Annotated in this window: 14 protein-coding genes; 7 read left to right on the top strand and 7 right to left on the bottom strand. The window is 67.6% G+C overall.

The features are described from left to right. Positions 1–34: 34 nt before the first annotated feature. On the bottom strand, positions 35–1,333 hold the full coding sequence (gene urtA, locus SL003B_RS02055; RefSeq protein WP_013651172.1) for an urea ABC transporter substrate-binding protein: 1,299 nt from the start codon (positions 1,331–1,333) through the stop codon (positions 35–37). Between the two features lie 352 nt (positions 1,334–1,685). Between urtA and SL003B_RS02050 the strand changes: the two genes are divergently transcribed. Together SL003B_RS02050 and SL003B_RS02045 are read left to right on the top strand one after the other, a co-directional pair. Continuing rightward, the gene (locus tag SL003B_RS02050) at positions 1,686–5,108 is read left to right on the top strand and encodes a hybrid sensor histidine kinase/response regulator (RefSeq protein WP_013651170.1); all 3,423 of its coding nucleotides are present in this window, start codon (positions 1,686–1,688) and stop codon (positions 5,106–5,108) included. Next, positions 5,089–6,006, top strand: coding sequence for a response regulator transcription factor (locus tag SL003B_RS02045; protein WP_013651169.1), 918 nt, complete (start codon positions 5,089–5,091; stop codon positions 6,004–6,006). The genes SL003B_RS02050 and SL003B_RS02045 overlap by 20 nt, the downstream gene beginning before the upstream one ends. A gap of 30 nt (positions 6,007–6,036) precedes the next feature. Here the strand turns inward: SL003B_RS02045 and SL003B_RS02040 are convergent, their stop codons facing one another. The 4 genes from SL003B_RS02040 to SL003B_RS02025 all read right to left on the bottom strand — a co-directional run bounded on the left by SL003B_RS02040 (position 6,037) and on the right by SL003B_RS02025 (position 11,175). Then, entirely contained in the window at positions 6,037–7,194 is a 1,158-nt protein-coding gene (locus SL003B_RS02040; protein WP_013651168.1) for a DUF1513 domain-containing protein, read from the bottom strand. Further along, positions 7,175–8,251: an imelysin family protein gene (locus SL003B_RS02035; RefSeq protein ID WP_013651167.1), complete on the bottom strand. Its 1,077-nt coding sequence runs from the start codon at positions 8,249–8,251 to the stop codon at positions 7,175–7,177. Before SL003B_RS02035 ends, SL003B_RS02040 begins: the two co-directional genes overlap by 20 nt. After that, positions 8,251–9,768: a di-heme oxidoreductase family protein gene (locus tag SL003B_RS02030; RefSeq protein WP_041375319.1), complete on the bottom strand. Its 1,518-nt coding sequence runs from the start codon at positions 9,766–9,768 to the stop codon at positions 8,251–8,253. The genes SL003B_RS02035 and SL003B_RS02030 overlap by 1 nt, the downstream gene beginning before the upstream one ends. Before the next feature lie 123 nt (positions 9,769–9,891). Beyond that, complete coding sequence (locus tag SL003B_RS02025; RefSeq protein ID WP_041375748.1) at positions 9,892–11,175, bottom strand: imelysin family protein; 1,284 nt, start codon at positions 11,173–11,175, stop codon at positions 9,892–9,894. A gap of 307 nt (positions 11,176–11,482) precedes the next feature. Between SL003B_RS02025 and SL003B_RS02020 the strand changes: the two genes are divergently transcribed. The 3 genes from SL003B_RS02020 (at position 11,483) to SL003B_RS02010 (ending at position 14,128) form a co-directional block, all read left to right on the top strand. Next, positions 11,483–11,947 carry a tellurite resistance TerB family protein gene (locus tag SL003B_RS02020; RefSeq protein WP_013651164.1) on the top strand — a complete coding sequence of 155 codons (465 nt, stop codon included), beginning with the start codon at positions 11,483–11,485 and terminating at the stop codon, positions 11,945–11,947. Positions 11,948–12,002: 55 nt separating this feature from the next. Continuing rightward, on the top strand, positions 12,003–12,758 hold the full coding sequence (locus SL003B_RS02015) for a glutamine amidotransferase (protein ID WP_013651163.1): 756 nt from the start codon (positions 12,003–12,005) through the stop codon (positions 12,756–12,758). A 230-nt stretch (positions 12,759–12,988) separates the two neighbouring features. After that, positions 12,989–14,128, top strand: a complete 1,140-nt coding sequence (locus SL003B_RS02010) for a Fic family protein (RefSeq protein WP_013651162.1) — start codon at positions 12,989–12,991, stop codon at positions 14,126–14,128. Positions 14,129–14,160: 32 nt separating this feature from the next. On the opposite strand, the gene pyc is transcribed toward SL003B_RS02010, so the two are convergent. Beyond that, on the bottom strand, positions 14,161–17,604 hold the full coding sequence (gene pyc / locus SL003B_RS02005; protein WP_013651161.1) for a pyruvate carboxylase: 3,444 nt from the start codon (positions 17,602–17,604) through the stop codon (positions 14,161–14,163). Between the two features lie 74 nt (positions 17,605–17,678). After that, a complete protein-coding gene (locus tag SL003B_RS02000) occupies positions 17,679–18,398 on the bottom strand; it encodes a helix-turn-helix transcriptional regulator (protein WP_013651160.1) in 720 nt (239 codons plus the stop codon). Positions 18,399–19,117: 719 nt separating this feature from the next. Here SL003B_RS02000 and SL003B_RS01995 point away from each other — a divergent pair. Both SL003B_RS01995 and SL003B_RS01990 read left to right on the top strand, forming a co-directional pair. Continuing rightward, entirely contained in the window at positions 19,118–22,165 is a 3,048-nt protein-coding gene (locus tag SL003B_RS01995) for a helicase-related protein (protein WP_041375318.1), read from the top strand. Then, positions 22,165–22,584, top strand: coding sequence for an RNA-binding S4 domain-containing protein (locus SL003B_RS01990; protein ID WP_041375317.1), 420 nt, complete (start codon positions 22,165–22,167; stop codon positions 22,582–22,584). Before SL003B_RS01995 ends, SL003B_RS01990 begins: the two co-directional genes overlap by 1 nt. The last annotated feature ends 103 nt before the right edge of the window (positions 22,585–22,687 follow it).

Below are 22,687 nucleotides of genomic sequence, written 5' to 3'. Positions count from 1 at the left end.
GCCGATCCAGCCGCCTCCCCGATGGTCCGCGTGCTTACGACCCCGAGCCGCCGCACTTGCCGGTCTTGACGTTGAAGTTCCCGCACGACAGCGGCGCGCGCCAGTCGGCGATCAGGTCCTTGGAGCCGTCCAGGTAGTCGGACCATTCGTCGCCGACGACGAGGCCGGTGGTCTCCCAGACGGTCTCGAACTGGCCGTCTTCCTGGATCTCGCCGATCAGCACCGGCTTGGTGATGTGGTGGTTCGGCATCATGGCCGAGTAACCGCCGGTCAGGTTGGGCACGCTGACGCCGATGAGCGCGTCGATGACCGCGTCCGTATCCGTGGTGCCAGCCTTCTCGACCGCCTTCACCCACATGTTGAAGCCGATGAAATGGGCCTCCATCGGATCGTTGGTGACGCGCTTGTCGTCCTTGATGAAGGCGCGCCAGGTGTCGATGAACTCGGCATTGATCTCGGTGTCGGCGGACTGGAAGTAGTTCCAGGCGGCGAGGTGGCCGACCAGCGGCGCGGTGTCGAGGCCGGCGAGTTCCTCCTCGCCGACGGAGAAGGCGACCACCGGGATGTCCTCGGCCTTGATGCCGGCGTTGCCCAGTTCCTTGTAGAACGGCACGTTGGCGTCGCCGTTGATGGTCGAGACCACGGCGGTCTTCTTGCCGGCCGAACCGAAAGCCTTGATGTCGGACACGATCGTCTGCCAGTCGGAATGCCCGAACGGCGTGTAGTTGATCATGATGTCCTCTTCGGCCACGCCCTTGGACTTCAGGTAGGCCTCGAGGATCTTGTTGGTCGTGCGCGGATAGACGTAGTCGGTGCCGGCCAGCACCCAGCGCTCGACTCCTTCCTCGTTCATCAGGTAGTCGACCGCCGGGATCGCCTGTTGGTTGGGCGCCGCGCCGGTGTAGAACACGTTGCGCTGGCTCTCCTCGCCCTCGTACTGGACCGGATAGAACAGGATCGAGTTCAGTTCCTCGAACACCGGCAGGACGGACTTGCGCGACACCGAGGTCCAGCAGCCGAACACGGCCGAGACCTTGTTGACCGAGATCAGCTCGCGCGCCTTCTCCGCGAACAGCGGCCAGTCGGAGGCCGGGTCGACGACCACGGCCTCGAGCTTCTTGCCGAGCAGGCCGCCCTTCTTGTTCTGCTCCTCGATGAGCATCAGCATGACGTCCTTGAGGGTCGTCTCGGAGATCGCCATCGTGCCCGACAGCGAATGCAGGATGCCGACCTTGATGGTGTCCTCCTGCGCCATGGCACCGGTCATGATCGTCGACGCCATCAGGCTAGCCAGAACCAGGCCCGCCGAGCGGGCCGCCAGCTTGTTGTTCATGATGTTCCCCTTTCCCTGGACCGTGCGGTCGGTCTGCGGCCTGCCGTCGGGCGGCCGTCGCAGGGATCGTCGGACGGAATGCTGCACCGCCATATACGTCGATTGACGTAAGCCGCCTGCGCCATTCGCGCAGACGACGCCGCCATCGTCCGCCGCGCAGGTCGCGGCTGGGCAAGAAACCGGCACGATCCGTGCAAAACGACCGGCAAGCGATCCGGCAAGCGATCCGGCACAAAGGTGGCGAAGCGGGCCGGGAGGCGGCGGTGGCTTGAGGTTTTCCTCTGCGGCGCGTCGAGCGCCGCCGGGCGCCTGATCGCAATTTAGGCAGTTGCCTAGGAACAAGGCGGTTTGAATGACGGCGCGTCAGCGCATCCTGCCGGTGCGGCGACAGTACAACCAGTGGGTCAACAACCAGACCCTGGAGGACTATGCGCTGCGCTTCACCGCCAAGAGCGCGCGCCGCTTCTCCTCCGCCCGCATCTCGCAGACCGCCATCGGCGCCATCTCCTTCCTCGCGCTGGAGGCCATCGGCGGCGCCATCACGCTGTCCTACGGCACGGCCAACGCCTTCGTCGCCATCCTCGCCGGCAGCCTCGTGCTGCTCGTCGTCGGCCTGCCGATCGCGCGCACCGCCATGCGCCACGGCGTCGACATCGACCTGCTCACCCGCGGCGCCGGCTTCGGCTACATCGGCTCGACCGTCACCTCGCTGATCTATGCCAGCTTCACCTTCATCCTGTTCGCCATCGAGGCCTCGATCATGTCGAGCGCGCTCGAATACGCCTTCGGCCTGCCGCTGTGGATCGGCTACATCGTCAGCGCGCTGGCCGTCATCCCGCTGGTCACCCACGGCATCGCGCTGATCAGCCGGTTCCAGCTGGTCACCCAGCCGTTCTGGATCGTGCTCAACATCGCCCCCTTCGCCTTCATCGCCGCCGCCGACTGGCAGGCCTTCGGCGCCTGGCTCGACTTCGCCGGCATCGACCCGGCAACCGGCACGCTCCGACCGGAGGGCAGCAACCCCATCGACCTGCTGCAGTTCGGCGCCGCCGCCGCAGTGATCCTGGCGCTGATGGCGCAGATCGGCGAACAGGTCGACTTCCTGCGCTTCCTGCCCGAGCAGGAACCGTTGCGCAGGCGTCATCGGCTGGCGCTGTTCCTCGCCGGCCCGGGCTGGGTCGTGCTCGGCGCGCCGAAGATGCTCGCCGGCTCGTTCCTCGCCGTGCTCGTGCTGTCCGCCGGCATCCCGGTCGAGCATGCCGACGAGCCCTCGCGCATGTTCGCCGTCGCCTTCGGCTACATGCTGCCGTCCGAGCAGGCCGCACTGCTGCTGATGGCCGCCTTCGTGGTGGTGTCGCAGCTCAAGATCAACGTCATGAACGCCTATGCCGGCTCGCTCGCCTGGTCGAACTTCTTCTCCCGCCTGACCCACAGCCATCCGGGCCGGGTCGTCTGGCTGGTGTTCAATGTCGGCATCGCACTGCTGCTGATGGAACTCGGCATCTACCGGCTGCTGGAGGAGACGCTCGGCGTCTTCTCAATCGTCGCCATGGCCTGGCTGTCGGCGATCTCGGCGGACCTGTTCGTCAACAAGCCGCTCGGCCTGTCGCCGCCGGGCATCGAGTTCAAGCGCGCCCATCTCCATGACGTCAACCCGGTCGGCACCGGCGCCATGGTGCTGGCCGCGACGGTCGCCCTCGTCGCCCATTACGGCTGGTTCGGCCGCGAGGCGGCCGCGCTTGCCACCTTCCTCGCCATGGCGATCGCCTTTCTTGCCGCGCCGGCCATCGCCGCGCTGACCAGGGGCCGCTACTACCTCGCGCGCAAGCCGCGCCGGCACTGGCAGTCAAAGCTGGCGATCACCTGCTCGATCTGCGAGAACCCGTTCGAGCCAGAGGACATGGCCTACTGCCCCGCCTACCAAGCGCCGATCTGCTCGTTGTGCTGCTCGCTCGACGCCCGCTGCCACGACCTGTGCAAGCCGAAGGCGCGCGTCGCCCACCAGGTCGGCAGCCTGGCCGAGCGCGTGCTGCCGGCGCCGGTGCTCGCCCGTCTGCGCACCCGCCTCGGCCGCTATCTCGTCACCTCGACGCTGGCCATCGCCGCGATCGGTCTCGCCCTGCTGGTCATCTACCATCAGGCCGCCGTCTATCGGCCCGACGACAGCGGCGTCGTCGGCCAGACCGTCGCGCTGATCTTCTTCGTCTTCGCCATCTTGGCCGGCATCGCCGCCTGGTTCCTGGTGCTCGCCCACGACACCCGCCACGTGGCGGAGGAGGAATCGGCGCGCCAGACGGCGCTGCTGCTGAAGGAGATCGAGGCCCACCGGCGGACCGATGCCGCGCTGCAGAAGGCGAAGGAAGCCGCCGAGGCAGCGAACCTCGCCAAGAGCCGCTACGTCGTCGGCCTGTCGCACGAACTGCGCACGCCGCTCAACGCCGTGCTCGGCTATGCCCAGGTATTGGAGCGCGACGAAGCGATCCCGCGCGAGCGCAAGGCCTCGATCAACGTCATCCGCCGCTCGGCCGAGCATCTCTCCGGCCTGATCGACGGCCTGCTCGACATCTCGCGCATCGAGGCCGGCCGGCTGCAGGTCTATTCCAACGAGATCAACATCCACGACTTCCTCGACCAGATCGTCGCCATGTTCCGCCTGCAGGCCCAGGCCAAGGGCCTCGGCTTCTCCTTCGCGCGTGCCGACAACCTGCCTGCCGTCGTGCGCACCGACGAGAAGCGGCTGCGCCAGATCCTGGTCAACCTGTTGTCAAACGCGCTGAAATTCACCGACACCGGCGCGATCGGCCTGGAGGTCGGCTACCGCTCGCAGGTGGCGACCTTCCGCGTCACCGACACCGGCCGCGGCATCGCCCCGGTCGACCTGCCGCGCATCTTCGAGGCCTTCGGCCGCGGCGAGGAGGACCGGCTGAAGAAGACCCCCGGCCTCGGCCTCGGCCTGACCATCACCAAGCTCCTGGCCGAGACGCTCGGCGGCGCCATACGGGTCGACAGCGCACCGGGCTGCGGCAGTACCTTCGAGGTGCGCCTGATGCTTGCCGCCGTCGCCGACCCGAAGCCGGCCGCGGCGCTGGAGCGCCGGCCGACCGGATACGCAGGACCGCGCCGCACGGTGCTGGTCGTCGACGACAACCTCGACCACCGCGAGCTGATGACCGAGATCCTCGCCCCGCTCGGCTTCGTCGTGCTCACCGCCGAGGACGGCCCGCGCTGCCTCGCCCTTGTCGCCGAGGTCGTCCCGGACCTGTTCCTGGTCGACATTTCCATGCCCGGCATGACCGGCTGGGAGCTTGTCGCCCGCCTGCGGGCGGTCGGTCATGCGGCGCCGGTGATCATGCTGTCGGCCAACATCGGCGACGGTGCCTCGCGGCCAACCGGCGAGGCGCTGCACAACGACACGCTGGCCAAGCCCTTCGACCTGCGCCAGCTGCTCGACAAGCTGGAGAAACACCTCGGCCTGGAATGGACCTTCACGAACGCCGCCGATGGCAAGGTCGACGCCGCGCCCGCGCCGGCGGTTGCTGCCGGCGGCGCGCCGATCCGCTTCAAGAGCCCGGGCGCCGCCCATGTGCGCGACCTGATCAGCCTCGGCGAGATCGGCTATGTTCACGGCATTGAGGCCAAGCTCAGCCAACTGGCCGAGGAGCCGGACAATGCCGCCGTGGTCGCCGCCTTGCGCGGCCACATCGAGAAGTTCGACTTCGCCGGCTACCGGGCGGTGCTGAAAGGATTGGGCGAGGATGACCAACGGGGTTCCTGAGCGCGACATCGTGCTCGTCGTCGACGACAGCCCGGAGACGCTCGGCTTCCTGACCCAGGCGCTGGAACGCTCCGGCGTCACCGTGCTGGTCGCCACCAGCGGCCAGGCCGCGCTGTCCGTCGCCGAGCGGGTGACGCCCGACATGGTGCTGATGGACGCGGTGATGCCCGAGATGGACGGCTTCGAGACCTGCCGGCGCATCAAGACCCGGCCGGCCCTGCAGCACGTGCCGGTGATCTTCATGACTGGCCTGAGCGAGACCGAGCATGTCGTCCATGCGCTGGAGTCTGGCGGAGTGGACTTCCTGACCAAGCCGATCAACATCGACGAGTTACAGGCGCGCATCCGCGTGCATCTTGCCAACGCCCGCCAGGTGCAGAGCGCGCGCATCGCGCTCGACGCCGCCGGCCGCCACCTGATCGCCGTCTCTGCCGCCGGCCTGCCGGTCTGGTCGACCCCGCAGACCCGCCAGGCGCTGGACGCGGCTCTCGCCCAGACCGGCGGCGAGACCCTGCTGACCGCCCGCCTCGCCTCCTGGCTGGCTACCGACGCGCCGGCCCCGCGCGCTGCCTCCTTCGCGCTCGACCTCGCGCCCGGCGTCGCCTTGCAGATGCACTATCTCGGACCGATCGGGCCGGACGAATTTCTGTTCCGTCTGACCACCGCCGACCATCCCAATCAGGACGAGACCCTGCGCCGACATTTCGGTCTCACCGCGCGCGAGGCGGAGGTTCTGCTGTGGATCGCCAAGGGCAAGGCCAATCGCGACATAGGCGACATTCTCGGTCTCAGCCCCCGCACGGTGAACAAGCACCTGGAACAGATCTACGCCAAGCTCGGCGTCGAGAACCGCGCCTCCGCCGCCGTGCGCGCCGCCCAGGTGCTGCACGAGTTGTAAGGCCCGCAAGGGTCGCGTCCTGGGACGGGCCTACAGCGCCGCCATGTGGTTGTCCCAGGCGACGCCGGCCGGGCGGCCGAGGACTTCCGGCCGGGCGGTCGGGTCGGGCACGTAGCTGAGCGCGCCGAAACCATCCGAAACGAGGAAGCCAGTCTCGTCGATCGGGGCGAGGCCGCAGCCGTCGGCGATATCCTGCGCGCCGAGCAGCGCGCCGCTCGCTGCGTCCCAGTAGAGCACGCGCCCGCCGCGCGGGCAGGAAGTGGCGACCACGTCGCCGGCCACGTTGACTGCGACCGACCCGACGTAGTTGTGCAGGCTGCGCGCGACCGCCGCCGGCGCCCCGAGCACGAGCGGCGCCTCGTCCCGCGCAAGGCGGGCGACCAGCGGCGGCGTCAGGCCCGGATCGCCCTCGAACTGGCCGCCGACCCAGACGCGCCCTCGCGCGTCGAGGCCCATGTGGCGCAGCGACAGTTGGTGCAGATCGTCCGACAACCTGTGCTCGGCGAGCAGCGTGCCACTCGCGGCGTCGAGGAACACGACGGAGGGCCGCATGGTGTCGAGGTTGAGCTTGTCGCGCCCGTGGTCCGGATGGGTTTCGATGCCGCCGTTGGCGACGACCAGCGTCCGGCCGCCGTCGGCGAACAGCAGGTCGTGCGGACCGACGCCAAAGGTGTCGATCTCCCCCAGCCGGCGCACCGCCGGCCCGCTGACGTCGTAGAGGCCGACGACGCCGCGCGCCGCTTCGAAGTCGTTTTCCACCGCAAGGACCAGCCGCCCGTCGGGCGAGAAGGCACCGTGGCCGTAGAAATGCCGGCCCGCCGGCGAGGCGATCACCTGCGGCGCGCTCCGCCCGTCGCGGTCGAACAACACGGCGAACGTGCCCGGCCGGCGCGCGAAGGCCATCAGCCGGCGCCGGTCCGGCGACACCGCAATGCCGTGACCGCGGCCGGGCAGCGGCACCTCGATCAGGTCGCGACCGTCCGCCGTCATGACCGCGACGGCATGCCGGCCATCGGCGTTGCGGCGCGCGCTGGCGAACAGCGGCTCCTCGGGATCGGCCCCAATCAGCAGCTCGACGGCATAAGCCGTGCGGGGGTCGAGCGCCAATGCACCGGCCGTGGCCCCGCCCAGGGCGGCCAGAAAGCCGCGTCGGTCGAGGCGTGTGCGCTCAGTCGCCGTCCAGCGCATTGAACCCTCCGGTCATGCCGAGCGAGCCTGCAAGGTTAAGCGCCATCATGTCCCGCAGGCTGTTCAGGACAAGGACGAGATAGGCGAGCCTGTCATAGGTCGCGGGATCGGCCATCGACCGGCGCACCGGGGCGGGGACGCCGGCGAGCGCCTTCAGCGCGTTGGCGAATTCAAAGGCGAGCGAGGCCGGGATCCAGGCGCCTTCGGCGTCGAGGTCGCGCTCGTAGCCGGCGGCCAGCCAGGCGTCGTGCAAGCCCTCGATCTCCGCCGTCAGATAGGCGACGCCGTCGCCGCTGCGCGAGAACGGGATGCGGTTCGCCCTGGCGCTGTCGACGCCCTTGCCGAGCGCCGGCAGAAGGTCCTGGTCCTTGACCACGATGAGCCCGGTCACCAGCGCGTTGAAGATCTGTTCGGCCGCATCCTTCGGCGAGCGCAGCACGGGCGCATCGGGCGCCGGCTCAAGCAGCGTCCGGCTGTAGCCGGCCGGATCCGCCCAGCCCGAGGCCACCTCCGCGCCGATGCGCCCGACGTTGTCCGTGATCGCTGCCGCATAGCCGCACAGGAAGGCGGCCTCCTCGCCGTCGCCGCCGAGCACAACCGCTCCGGCGTCGTCGAAGGCAACAATCTGCAGCGCGGTCAGTCCCTGCACGGCGACGCTCTTGGCCGCGAGCTGGGCGGTATCGAGCGCGGAAGGATCGCGGTCGGCGACCAGCTTACGGATCTGGCGCTGGCCGATGCCGCGCGGATCGGGCAGGAAGGCGAGCCGTTCCAGCCGGTGACTCTCGGCCAGCGGCCCGAAACGCAGGAAACCGATGCGACCGAGCGCGCGGATGGTGGCGGAATTGACCTCGGCGAAGGTCCGGCGTGTCGTCTCCGATGGTGCCGCGCAGACGCTTCGCACCGCCGGCGCCAGATCGGCCGCTGTGTCCGCGAAGGCCTGCGTCGCCGGGCGGATAAAGCCCGTAAGCCCGGCCTCGACGAAACCCGCGTAGTCGACTGCAGCGGCCGGCCCGACAAGCCCCGCAAGCAGTCCGAAGGCGGCGAGCAGGCGGCGCATCACAGCGACTCCAGGAAGCGGATCAGGGCGGCGCGCTGCTCCGGTTCCAGCGCGACGACGGCCTCGCGCGCGGCCTGCGCTTCGCCGCCGTGCCACAGCACCGCCTCCAGGAGGTTGCGCGCGCGCCCGTCGTGCAGGAAGCGGGTGTGGCCGCTGACCGTCTCGGTCAGGCCGATGCCCCACAGCGGCGCGGTGCGCCATTCCGTGCCCGAGGCATCGCCGACCGGACGATGGTCGGCCAGCCCCTCGCCCATGTCGTGCAGCAGCAGGTCGGTATAGGGCCAGATCAGCTGGAACCGGTGCGCTTCGGTGTCGGCGTCGCGGCGGGTCACGTAGGTCGGCCGGTGGCAGGAGGCGCAGCCGATCGCGTGGAAGATCTCCTTGCCGGCGAGCACGGTCGGGTCGTCGGCATTGCGCCGTGCCGGTACGGCGAGGTTCTGCGAGTAGAAGGTGACCAGATCCATCACCGGATCGGGCGCTTCCGTGTCGCCGAGTCGTTCCTGCACACCGGTCGGCATCGCCCGGCAGGCGGTCTGGGCGGCGGTGCAGTCGCCATAGGGGTCGGGATGGCCAGGCGTCGAGATGCCGATATCGCCGGAAAAGGCGCCGGCGCTCTGCTCGCGCACGCTCGGCGTCGAGGCCTTCCAGCCGAAGCGGCCGAGCACGACCGCGCCCGTGTCCGGATCGCGCACGAAGCTCGGTCGGCCGGAGATGCCGTCGCCGTCGGCGTCCTCCGGGTCGGCCATGGCGAGGATGTCGCCGGAATGGATCGCCTCCAGCAGGCCGAGACCGATCATCTGCGGCGCGACGCGCGGCGAAATCATCGTCTCCGGGTCCATCGGGCCGTAGCCGAGCGAGTGGATCCGGTAGACCGGTTTCTGCAGCACCGCGGTCTCGCCACCGGCGAGCGCCACCTCGATCTCCTCGACCTCGATGTCGAAGCGGCCTTCGCCGGCAAGCCCCGGCACGCCGAACAGTTGCAGCTGGGTGCCGTAGGTCGGCTCGGGGATATGAGACAGCCGACGCTCTGCCAGTGCTTGACGCTCGGCCTCGCTGCGCGGCGGCACCGACAGGCGCAGAAACATGGACACTGCGTCTGCGCCCGGCGCCGGCGGGCTTCCGCGGCCGTCCTTCAGGTGGCAGCCTTGGCAGGAGCGAGCGTTGTAGAGCGGGCCGAGCCCGTCGGAGGCCTGGGTCGAGGACGGCGCCGACACCCACATCTTGCGGAAGATGCCGTTGCCGACCCGGAAGGTCTGCTGCTGCTCGAAGCTAAGATTGGCGGACGGGTGGGAAAACGCGTCGCGGTTGATCCGCTTGCGCGAGGTTGCCGCGCCGCCGCTCATCGCCTCGAACGGCTCGGCCTTTGAGTAGTCGACCGGCGGCGCCAGCACCGCCTCGACCCTGGCGCGGTCGGCCTGCGTGAGATCGTCGCGGTGGGCGAGCGGTTCGCCCGCGGCGGACGGCAGGGCGACCATCGCGCCCAGCAGCGCGGGCGCGAGCAATCGGGACAGCTTCATGTTCACGCAGACCACCTGTTTCGCGTCCGTGGCTCCTGCGGCAGGCGCCCCAAGCCTGTCGTCTTGTCGGGCAGGGAGCCCGGGGCCGCTCTCCGTCCGCGGCTCCAGGCAATCGTCATCGTCTTACTGGAACACCGCCGAGGGATTGTCGAGGCTGTCGGACCCCTCGAAGGCGATCGCCTCCAGGCCGAGTACGGCGACCACCCGCTCGATCGAGCGGGTCTGGTCGACCAGCGCGTCGACGGCCGCCTGCACCACTGCGTTCCCCTCGGCGTTGCCCTCGCCGATCATCTGGTCGTAGGCCTCGACCGTCTCGGCGCGCGTCTTCAGCGCCTCGAAGGCGGCCAGCGTGGCGTCGAGCCTGGCCTTCATCTCCTCGGCCAGCGCCGGGTCCCGCGCGGCGACCATGTCGGCCAGCGATGCGCCTTCGACCTTGCTACCGTCGACGCGGGCGTATTCGCCGAAATAGACGTTCCGGATGCCGACGACATCGTAGTAGTGCGACAGGTGCGTGTTGTCGGAGAAGCAGTCGTGCTCCTCCTCCGGATCGTGCAGCATCAGACCGAGCTTCATGCGCTCGCCGGCCAGTTCGCCGTAGGACAGCGAGCCCATGCCGGTGAGGATGGTGGCCAGCCCGCCGCCCTCGCCCTTGGCGGCCAGTTCCGCGCGCGCCGCCCCGCCCGGCGCCCAGGCCACGGCCATCTCCTCCAGGTCGGCGATCAGCAGGTCGGTCACCGCCCGCAGATAGGCGATGCGGCGGTCGCAGTTGCCGCCGGTGCAGTTGGCGGTGTCGTAGTCGCTTGCCGGACGCGCGCCCGCGCCCGCGTCGGTGCCGTTCAGGTCCTGGCCCCAGAGCAGGAACTCGATGGCGTGGTAGCCGGTCGCCACGTTGGCCTCGATCTCGCCGGCCTCCTGCAGCGTCTCGGACAGCAGCGCCGGGGTGATCTCGCTGGCGTCGATCTCCTCGCCGGCGACCGTCAGCTTCGGGTTGGCGATGACGTTGGCGGCGTAGAACGGATTCTCCTCGGAGCTGTCGCCGTAGGCAGTGTCGACATAGTCGATCAGGCCCTCGTCCAGCGGCCAGGCGTTCACCTTGCCCTCCCAATCGTCGACGATGGCGTTGCCGAAGCGGAACGCCTCGGTCTGCTGGTAGGGAACGCGCGCCGCCAGCCAGGCCTGGCGGGCAGCCGCCAGCGTGTCGTCCGACGGACTGGCGACCAGCGCCTCGACGGCCGCCTTGAGCGCACGAGCCGTCGCCAGGCTGTCCTCGTAGCCGGCCTGGGCGACGTCGCCGTAGGTCGCCAGCACGTCGGCTGGCTTCGGGGCATCGGCCAGAGCCGACCCGGTCACAACGGCCCCGGCCACGATGGCCGTGGCGGCCAGGAGCATCAGTCTGAGAGAGCGCATGTCCGACACCTCGTTCGGTTGGCAGTCAAGGGCCATGGACCCCGTTCGGGGCGGACGGCAGCAGCCCCGGGCGCTCGGGCTTGCCGGCGGATCCCGCGCCATTCGCAGGCAAACAACATTTCATGAGGCCATTTGTCAAGTTATAAATCTTGATAAATCAATATATTAGAAGAATTCAAAACTGAAACATGCCGCCAGGCAGGTCGGACATGGCCGGGATTTCGCGGATCTGCCCGCATCGGGCATTGCCCGGCACTGCCCGATTGCATACCCTGAACCCTTCCAAGGCAGGAACCGGACCGACCGCATGCTCACGGCCTTCAAGCGCTTCATCAGGGACGTCACTTTCGGAGAGAGCGAGAAGCTGACCTTTGCCGCCGACGATCACCGCCTCGCAGCGGCAGCCCTGCTGTTCCATGTCACCGGTGTCGACGGCGTGGTCGACGAGGCCGAGAGCCGCAAGCTGCGCGCCATCCTGCAGAGCCACTATGGCCTGTCCGACGCCGATACCGATGAGCTGATCAAGCTGGCCGGCGACCGCGACAACGAGGCAGTCGACCTCTACGGCTTCACCTCGGTGCTCAAGCGCAAGACCGACGCCGAGGAGCGGCTGAAGATCGTCGAGATGATGTGGGAGATCGTCTACGCCGACGGCCATGTCCACGAATTCGAGGACAACACCATCTGGCGTGTCGCCGAACTGCTCGGCGTATCCTCGCGCGACCGCCTCGCGCTGCGCCAGAAAGTGGCGCGGGATCAGGCCGAAAGCTGATTTTTCTGCACTGCGAAGGCTCGACCGCGCTCGCTGCGCCGGTTATCCTTTGCCCATGAGATTCCAGAGCCTGGAGCAGCCGGCCCGGCCGCGCGTGCTCGTCGTCCTGCATCAGGAGAATTCCTCGCCCGGACGCGTCGGGCAGGAACTGGTCAAGCGCGGCTTCGCCCTCGACATCCGCAAGCCACGCTTCGGCGACAGCCTGCCCCGCACGCTGGCCGATCACGCCGGCGCCGTCATCTTCGGCGGACCGATGAGCGCCAACGACAGCGACGCCTTCGTTCAGCGCGAGATCGACTGGATCGGCGTGCCGCTGAAGGAGAAGAAGCCATTTCTCGGCATCTGCCTCGGCGCCCAGATGATGGTGCGCTACCTCGGCGGCAAGGTCTGCTGCCACAACGACGGTCTGGTCGAGATCGGCTATTACCCCCTTCGCCCGACCGACAGCGGCAGGGCGCTGATGAAATGGCCGGGGCGGGTCTACCAGTGGCACCGCGAGGGCTTCGACCTGCCCGCCGGCTGCGAGTTGCTGGCCGAGGGCGAAACCTACCGCAACCAGGCAATCCGCTACGGCCCGGCCGCCTACGGCATCCAGTTCCACCCCGAGCTGACCCACGCCATGATGGTGCGCTGGACCACCAAGGGCGCACCGCGCATGGCCCTGCCCGGCGCCCAGCAGCGCCACGATCATTTCGCCGGGCGCTACATCTTCGATGGCGCCGTCCGTGCCTGGCTGCACGAATTTCTGGACCTGTGGATCGGCCACGCCGACGACCACCGCCAGACCTGCCTCGCCGCAGCGGCCGAATAGCAGGGGGAAGCCGACGGCCGCGGCCTTCGGGTCGCCAGCCCCCGATGCAGCCCGGGTTTGTCTCTCGGATCACGCCGATCTGCGCCACGAAAGACCTTGCGTGTCATCTGTGCGAGTCAAACGCATTTGTGTCGCATGAAACGCGAAATATGAGAGACAAATGCTCTTGTCTCGCATAAGTTCACATCGAGTGGCGTTGCGTATCACTTTCTGCGAAATATGAGAGACAAATGATCCAAGGTATGGACGACTTGGCGGCCGATGGTGCGGTCACCTATCACTATGGGCGATTCCCGCCCGAAAGTCTCGACTATGCCGCCTTGATCAAGCCGTTGGCGAGGGCATCCGCTGCGCTCGCTCGCTATGACCAGATGCTGAAGAACATGCACAACAGCCAGATCCTTCTGGCTCCGCTCAGAAGGCAGGAGGCCGTGGTCTCGTCGAGAATCGAGGGGACGGTTAGCACGCTCGACGAGGTGCTCCGCTACGAGGCCGACCAGGAAGGGGATGACGGTCACGACGACGCCCGATACCGAAGCGAGGCGATAGAGGTCTTTCTCTACTCCAGAGCCCTCAGGCAGGCACAAAACAGTCTCGAAGACGGCGCACCGCTCTCCAAATGGCTCATACGATCGGCGCACAAGGTTCTGCTCGGTTTCGGCCGGGGTGCGCAGCTGTCGCCCGGCGAATTCAAGAAGGAGCAGAATTACCTCGTCGACAGGACCAAAAAGAAGATAATGTTCATACCCATTTCTCCGGAACAGCTGGAATCCGGACTGGACACCCTCTTCGGATATATCGAATCCGACCCATCTGAAGAACTTATCAAGACCGCGATCGCCCATCTGGAATTCGAAGCCCTCCATCCCTTCAAGGATGGCAACGGGCGAATTGGCCGGATGCTGATCACCTTGATGCTGTGGAAGAGCAGCCTGATCTCCGCACCGCATTTCTATATCAGCGGCTACTTCGAGAAAAATCGCGACGACTATATCGACAAGATGCGCGCGGTATCCGGCAGTGACGAATGGACGTCATGGATACTGTTCTTCCTCGACGCCCTTGAACAACAGGCTCAGGAGAATCTGCTGATCGCGGAGCAAATCCGAACGCTTTACGAAGAGATGAAGGATCGCTTCAGGCTCACACTGTCTTCGCAGTGGAGCACCACTGCTCTCGACTTCGTCTTTTCACGGCCGATCTTCAGGAACAACGTCTTCACCAGCAAGTCCGGTATTCCTTCCCCAACGGCGCAACGGTTCACCAGAGCCCTGGTCGATGCCGGTTTGCTCCAGACGCTGGAATCGCCTGCCGGGCGGCGCTCGGGCCTGTACGCCTTCGAACCCCTGCTGTCGCTGGTCAGGGCCTGAGACCGGACGCCCGGCGCGCAGGCGTTCGCGGACTATGCCTGGAACACCACCAGCAGGTCCTTGGCGTCGATCTGGCTGCCCGGCGTCACCAGCACCTCGGCGATGGTGCCGTCGCGTTCGGCGTGCAGCGCCGTCTCCATCTTCATCGCCTCGATCGACACCAGCACGTCGCCGGCCTTGACCGCCTGGCCGGCGCTGACCGCGACGCCCGAGACGACCCCCGGCATCGGCGCGCCGACATGGGTCTCGTTGCCGCTCTCCGCCTTGCGCCGCACCGCCGTGCCCGCCGCGCCGTGGGCACGGTCCGGCACCTTGACGATGCGCGGCTGGCCGTTCAGCTCGAAGAACACCTTCTTCTCGCCCCGCTCGTCCGTCTCGCCGAACGCCTGGCAGCGCACCACCAGGGTCTTGCCGGGTTCCAGGTCGACCAGGATCTCCTCGCCCGGCTCCAGGCCGTAGAAATAGACCGGCGTCGGCAGCACCGAGGTCGGACCGTATTGCGCCTGGGCCCTGGCGAAGTCGGTGAACACCTTCGGATACATGAGATAGGACGCGAGCGCGGCATCGTCGATCGCAAGCCCGGTCTTCTCCGCCGCCTCGGCGCGCCGCGCCTCCAGGTTCTCCTCCGCGAGCAGCGAGCCCGGCCGCACCGTGATCGGCGCCATCGCCTTCAGCACCTTCTCCTGCAGTGCCGCAGGCCAGCCGCCCGGCGGCTGGCCGAGGTCGCCGCGCAGCATCTGCAGGACGGAGTCCGGGAAGGCCACGTCCTTGTCCGGGTTCTCCACGTCCGCCACGGTCAGCCCCTGGCTCACCATCATCAGCGCCATGTCGCCGACCACCTTGGACGACGGCGTCACCTTGACGATGTCGCCGAACATCATGTTCGCGTCGGCATAGGCCTGGGCGACCTCATGCCAACGCGTCTCCAGCCCGAGCGAGCGCGCCTGTTCCTTGAGGTTGGTGAACTGGCCACCCGGCATCTCGTGCAGGTAGACCTCGGAGGCGCCGGCCCGCAGGTCGCTCTCGAAGGCGCGGTATTGCGTGCGCACCGCTTCCCAGTAGAACGAGATCCGGCGGATCGCCTGCGGATCGAGGCCGGGGTCGCGGTCGCCGCCGCGCAACGCCTCGACGACCGAGCCGAGGCAGGGCTGCGACGTCAGGCCCGACAGCGCGTCCATGGCCGCGTCGACCGCATCCGCGCCGGCTTCCACGGCGGCAAGCACGCTGGCCGCCGAGAGGCCCGAGGTGTCGTGGGTGTGGAAGTGGATCGGCAGGCCGGTCTCCTCCTTCAGCGCCCGGACCAGCAGGCGCGCGGCCGCCGGCTTGAGCAGACCGGCCATGTCCTTGATGCCGAGGATGTGTGCGCCGGCAGCCTCCAGTTCGCGGGCGAGGCCGACATAATATTTCAGGTCGTATTTCGGCCGGGCGCTGTCGGTGAGGTCGCCGGTGTAGCACAGCGCGCCCTCGCACAGCTTGCCGGCTTCCTGCACCGCGTCCATGGCGACGCGCATGTTGTCGACCCAGTTCAGGCAGTCGAACACGCGGAACAGGTCGACGCCGGTGTCGGCCGCCTGCTTGACGAAGAATCGCACCACGTTGTCGGGATAGTTGGTGTAGCCGACGCCGTTCGAGCCGCGCAGCAGCATCTGCAAAAGGATGTTGGGCGCCTTGTGCCGGATCAGCCGAAGCCGCTCCCACGGATCCTCGGTGAGGAAGCGCATGGCGACGTCGAAGGTCGCCCCGCCCCAGCATTCCAGCGACAACAGCTGCGGCAGGGCGGCCGCGTAGGCGTCGGCAATCGCCACAATGTCGTGGCTGCGCATGCGGGTGGCAAGCAGCGACTGATGCGCGTCGCGCATCGTCGTGTCGGTCACCAGAACCTGCTTCTGCGCCTTCATCCAGTCGGCGAAGCCCTTCGGACTGAGTTCCTGCAGCAACTGTCGCGTTCCCGCCGGCTTGACGGTGCCGAAGTCCGGCGCCTCGGGACGCGGCGCGTCCTGCGGCGGGCGGATGCGCGCGCGGGTCTCCGGATGGCCGTTGACGGAGACGTCGGCGATGTAGGTCAAGAGCTTGGTCGCCCGGTCCTGGCGCCTGACCTGGGCGAACAGCTCCGGTGTCTCGTCGATGAAGCGGGTCGTGTAGTCGTTGGCGCGGAAGCTCGGGTGGCCAACGATGTTCTCCAGGAACGCCAGGTTGGTCGCCACGCCACGGATGCGGAACTCGCGCAGCGCCCGGTCCATGCGCCGGCAGGCCTCCTCTGCCGTCGGCGCCCAGGCCGTGACCTTCTCCAGCAGCGGATCGTAGTAGCGGGTGATCACCGCGCCGGAATAGGCCGTTCCGCCGTCGAGGCGGATGCCGAAGCCGGTCGCGCCCCGGTAGGCCGTGATGCGGCCATAGTCGGGGATGAAGGCCTGTTCCGGATCCTCCGTCGTAATCCGGCACTGCAGGGCGTGGCCGTTGAGGCGGATGTCGTCCTGGACCGGCACGCCGCTGTCCGGGCTGCCGATCCGCGCCCCGCCGGCAATGCGGATCTGCGCCTTGACGATGTCGATGCCGGTGACTTCCTCGGTCACCGTGTGCTCGACCTGGATGCGCGGGTTGACCTCGATGAAGTAGATGGCGCCGGTGTCGGCATCCATCAGGAACTCGACCGTGCCGGCGCCGCGGTAGCTTACCGATTCGCAGATCGCCAGCGCATATCCGGCGAGTTTCCGGCGGTCCTCCGGCACCAGATAGGGGGCCGGCGCGCGCTCCACCACCTTCTGGTGACGACGCTGGATCGAGCAGTCGCGCTCGTAGAGATGGACGAGGTTTCCATGGCCGTCGCCGAGGATCTGGACCTCGACGTGGCGGGCGCGCTCGACCAGCTTTTCCAGGTAGATCTCGTCCTTGCCGAACGCTGCCCTGGCCTCGCGCTTGGCGGCAACCACTTCTTTCAGAAGGGATTTCTCGTCTGGGATGACGCGCATGCCGCGCCCGCCGCCGCCCCAGGATGCCTTCAGCATGAGCGGATAGCCGATCGCCGCCGCCTGCGCGGCGATCTCCGGCAACGCGTCCGGCAGCGGTTCCGTCGCCGGCATTACCGGCACGCCGGCCTCGATCGCCAGGTTGCGCGCCGCCACCTTGTTGCCGAGCCGGCGCATGGTGTCCGGCCTGGGGCCGATGAAGACGATCCCCTCCCGTTCGCAAGCCTCTGCAAATTCAGGACTTTCCGACAAGAATCCGTAGCCGGGATGGATCGCGTCGACCTCCGCCAGGCGGGCCACGCGCAGGATCTCGTCGATCGACAGATAGGCCTCGATCGGCCCCAGCCCCCGGCCGACCTGATAGGCCTCGTCCGCCTTGAACCGGTGCAAGGCGAGCTTGTCCTGCTCGGCAAACACCGCCACCGTGCGCAGGCCCAGCTCATTGGCGGCCCGGAACACCCGGATGGCGATTTCGGAGCGGTTGGCAACGAGAATCTTGCGAATGGCCAAGGACGAGCCCTCCGGAGGAATGACAAGAAACGTTCTAGCCGGCGCCGTAGCGTAAGGAAAGCCGGCCGGCAGCCTCAGCCGATCATCGCGCGGCGAAATGCCTCGGCGACCGCATGGGTTCGGTTGGCCGCGCCGAGCTTGCGCACCGCTTCGGCCAGATACCAGTCAGCTGTATGGCGGGAAATGCCGAGAACCTGACTGATTTCCCAACTCGTCTTGCCCGCCGCGACCCATTTCAGGCATTCCAGTTCGCGCGGCGTCAGAGTGCCCGCCGACCAGGCCGGATCGCCCTGGCTGAGCGCGCGCACATGGTCGTAGGCGTAGAGCCCGACCAGATGCAGGGCCTTAAGCTCCTCGGCGCCGACGTCGACGCGTTCGCCGCCGAGCGAAAGGCCACCCTCCAGACCTTTCGGCCCGTAGACCGGGATGAAGACGCCGTCGCAGAGGCGGAACGCGCGCGCCTCGTCGAAGACGCGCACGCCCCTCGGCGTCACCCAGGGCTCGTTGAGGGCGTCCGACCACCTGAACGGCATGGATGCAAGCGTCGCGCGCACCACCACCGGATCGTCGACCGCATACTGGTTGACCAGATAGCGCTCCTGCCATTCTTGCGCCCAGCCGGCCGCCAGGATTCGGGGTTCGGCCACCGTGCCGGGGCCCTGGAAGCTGGCAAGCACATGGGCATGGAACCCATAGTCGCGCGCAAGTGCCCCGAGGCGCGCCGAGACATCCTGCGCTGTTTCGAGGCGGCCGATCTGCTCGGCAAGGTCGAGCGCTTCGGTGAGGCGACTCATACGATCCTTTGGCGATTCTCTGGCGAGTGGCTGCGTCTGCCGGGCGGGCGTTCCCATAACGCACGGCTTTCGCTCCCGTTTCAATATGGCGGTGACGATATTCCTGCTCCGATTTGGCACACAGGCCTTAACCGCCGGATCACACCGCCTGGAGGAGACGGCCAGCATCAAGCGAGATGTTGTGCCTGCCAGGTTTGCATGCACCATATCCGGCATGAACAGAACGGAAACCCGCCTCGACAAGTGATTCGTGCCCGCTGCGTTCGCCGCTGTTCCGCAATCTTGCCGATGCGGGTGCGAAATTCGATGCACACGTTAACCGCTTCTCGACGATTGCTGCGGAACGCACCAAGTTCCGCGCCGACGCCGGATCCAGGCTAAATATTTGGCGCGATTCAGGATTTTGTGGCTTCAAAGACCCAGGAGACTAGATCTCGTACAGAACGAATCCTGAATCGTGCCGAGTCAGCGATTCGGTCGGCCTTTGTTCCAGAGTCGTTCTTTTACGCCTCGAATCTTAGGACCAATCCGCATGGCATCACGCCCGACCGGCTTTCCTTTTTCCGTCTTGCGGGGCGCGCCCGACCCCGCTTGCGGCGGGAAAAAGATGCGGGACAGAGCGGAGCGGCCTGTGCTAGACAGCCAGCCGAGAGAACCCGGGCCCGTTCACCAGCAAGGCTGCAACGAAGCTTTCCTCCGCGATGCCTCCACGACAGAACATGCCGCTCCCGCCTGCGGCACGGTCGAAGACCGTGACCGCGGTTCTGGGCCCGACCAACACCGGCAAGACCCATCTGGCGATCGAACGCATGATCGCCCAGCCGTCGGGTCTCATCGGCCTGCCGCTGCGCCTGCTCGCACGCGAGGTCTATGGCCGGCTGGTGGCGCGGGCGGGCGAGGCCGCCGTCGCCCTGATCACCGGCGAGGAGAAGATTATTCCGGCGGCGCCGCGGTTCTGGGTCTCCACCGTCGAGGCGATGCCGCTCGACCTCGATACCGAGTTCGTTGCCATCGACGAGGTGCAACTGGCCGGCGATCTGGAGCGCGGCCATGTCTTCACGAACCGTATCCTGAACCTGCGCGGACGCTCCGAAACATTGCTGTTGGGTGCCGCGACGGCGCGGCCGCTGCTGGAGAAGCTGATCCCCGGCCTCAACGTCGTCACCCGGCCGCGCATGTCGGTGCTGAGCTATTCCGGCTCGAAGAAGATTTCCCGCCTGCCGACCCGCTCCGCGGTTGTCGCCTTCTCGTCCGGAGAGGTCTATGCCATTGCCGAACTGATCCGGCGCCAGCGCGGCGGTGCCGCGGTCGTGCTCGGCTCGCTCAGCCCGCGTACCCGCAACGCCCAGGTGGAGCTGTTCCAGAATGGCGACGTCGACTATCTGGTTGCAACCGACGCCATCGGCATGGGGCTCAACCTCGACGTCGACCACATCGCCTTCGCGGGCAACCGCAAGTTCGACGGCTATCAGTACCGGGCACTGTCGCCCGCCGAGATGGGCCAGATCGCCGGCCGTGCCGGCCGCCATACGCGCGACGGCAGCTTCGGCGTCACCGGCCGGGTCGACCCGCTGGCTGACGACCTGGTCGAGACCATCGAAAGCCACCGCTTCGATGCCCTGAAAGTATTCCAGTGGCGGAACAGCCTGCTGGACTTTTCGTCCCTGGCCGCGCTGCGAAACGCGCTCGACTTGCCACCGCGCGAGGATGGCCTGACCCGCGCCCCGCCCGGCGACGACATCATGGCGCTCGACCATGCCGCCCGTGACGACGAGATCCGCGCACTGGCGACGACGCCGGCACGGATCGAATTGCTGTGGGACGTCTGCCAGGTTCCGGACTATCGCAAGATTGCGCCGGCGAACCACGCGGATCTGCTGACGCATCTCTACACCCATCTCGTCCGCCACGGCGCCATCGACGAGGACTGGTTTCAGCGTCAATTGGCTTTCGCGGACCGCACAGATGGTGATATCGACACTCTGGCGAACCGGATCGCCCATATTCGTACCTGGACGTTCGTCGCCAATCGGGCCGACTGGCTGAAGGATCCCGCCCATTGGCAGGGTGTCACCCGCGGGATCGAAGACAAGTTGTCGGACGCCCTGCACGACCGGTTGACCCAACGGTTCGTCGACAGACGGACCAGCGTTTTGATGCGACGTTTGAGAGAGAACGCCATGCTGGAAGCGGAAATCACGCCGAGTGGAGACGTCCTCGTCGAGGGACAGCACATTGGCCACCTCCAGGGTTTCCGCTTCGCGCCCGACGCGGCTGCGGACGGACCGGAAGGCAAGGCCGTGCGCGCTGCCGCCCAGAAGGCGCTGGCAAGCGAGATCGAAAGCCGTGCCGACCGGCTGTCGCGCGCCGGCAACGAGGACTTCATCCTGGCCACCGACGGCACCCTGCGCTGGCAGGGCGAGCCGGTCGCGCGCCTGACCGCCGGCGACACCGCGCTCACGCCGCACTTCCTGCTGCTCGCCGACGACCAGTTGACCGGGCCGGCGCGTGAGAAGGTCCAGGCCCGCATCGACTTGTGGATCAAGGCACATGTCGGCACGCTGCTCAAACCGCTTGAGGACCTGCGCCAGGCCGAGGGACTGGAAGGCCTCGCCCGCGGCGTTGCCTACCGCATCTACGAACAGCTCGGCATCCTGGAGCGGCAGGAGGCGGCCAACGAGGTCCGTCAGCTCGACCAGGGCATGCGCGCCTCGCTGCGCAAGCTGGGCGTCCGCTTCGGCGCCTACAACATCTATATCCCGGCCCTGTTGAAGCCCGCGCCGAGCCAGCTGCTCGCCCAGTTGTGGGCGCTCAAGCATGGCACGCCGGACATGCCTGGTCTGGCCGAACTGCCGCAGCTTTCGGCCTCGGGCCGCACGTCGATCCCGGTCGACCCGCAGATCGACAAGGCGCTCTACAAGGTGGTTGGATTCCGGGTCTGCGGCCCGCGCGCCGTGCGCATCGATATCCTCGAACGCCTTGCAGACCTGATCAGACCTCTGATTGCCTGGAAGCCGCTCGACAAGGAGGTCGCGCCTCCGGACGGCGCCATCGCGCAGGGCGGCGGCTTCACCGTGACCGTCGCCATGACGTCGCTGCTCGGCTGCGCCGGCGAGGATTTCTCCGCGATCCTCAAGTCGCTCGGCTACCGGCTGGAGCGGCGCGAAGTGGATCTTCCGCCCGCGCCCGCTGTTGTGCCTGTCGCCGAGGCGGGCGCCGCAGGCGAAAGCGGCACGGAGGCCGCCCCGGCCACGGACGACGCACCCGCTCCGACACAAGCGGATGCGGATGCCGGCACGGCGAAGACAGAGGCGCAAGCTGCCACCGAGCCAGCAGCCGACTTGGCTGACGCATCCGAGTTGGCCGCCGCGGACGAGCCAACCGCATCCGGACAACCTGAGCCCCAGGCGCAGGGCGAAACGGAAGCCAGCACAACCGTCGTCATCGAGATCTGGCGCCCCGGCCGTCCCGAGCGGCCTGGCCGGTCGCAGGGCGACGGCGAGCAGCGCGGCGAGCGCAAGGGTCGCGGCGACAAGCGTCCGCACGGCCCACGCCGCGGCAAGGACACCCAGGGCGGCGAGCACCGCAAGGAGGCCGACCAACGCCACAAGAGCAGCGGACCGGATCGGCGGGAAGAGCGCCGGAACGCCGGCAAGCCGGCTGGCCAGCGCGACAAGGCGCCCCGGCGCGACAAGCCGGTCGACCCGGATTCGCCCTTCGCCGCCCTGATGGCACTCAAGGCCTCGATGGAGAAAGGCGAGAAGTAATTTCCGGGACGGCACCCGCAGCGCCGGGGCAAGCTACCCAGCGCATCGACAAATGGCTCTGGTTCGCCCGGGTGGCGAAATCGCGCACTCTCGCCCAGAAGCTTGCGCTTGCCGGACAAGTCCGGCTCAACCGGGAGAAGATCGCCTCTGCCAGCAAGGCGGTCCGGATCGGCGATGTGCTGACGATCACGCTCGACCGGAAGGTCCTGGTCCTGAAGATCGCCGCGCTCGGATCCCGGCGCGGGCCTGCTCCCGAGGCCAGGGCCCTGTACGAGGACCTGTCTCCTCCCCCGCCGGACAACCCAGTGCCCGGCGACCTGCCGCAAGGCCAGCGCGAACAGGGGTCGGGACGGCCGACCAAGCGGGAACGGCGACAATTGGACGCCCTTCGACAGCAGGATGGAAAGAACGGCTACTGAGGGCCGATTTCCCGAACAGGCATTCCTGTTTCGCGGCCCTGCGCTGCCTGAGCGTGCTTGCTTCGCACCGTCAAAAGGGCTACCCAACGGCGTTGGAACGGGA

This window comes from Polymorphum gilvum SL003B-26A1, assembly GCF_000192745.1.
Taxonomy (GTDB): Bacteria; Pseudomonadota; Alphaproteobacteria; order Rhizobiales; family Stappiaceae; genus Polymorphum; species Polymorphum gilvum.
This window is presented reverse-complemented; position numbering and strand designations above follow the sequence as displayed.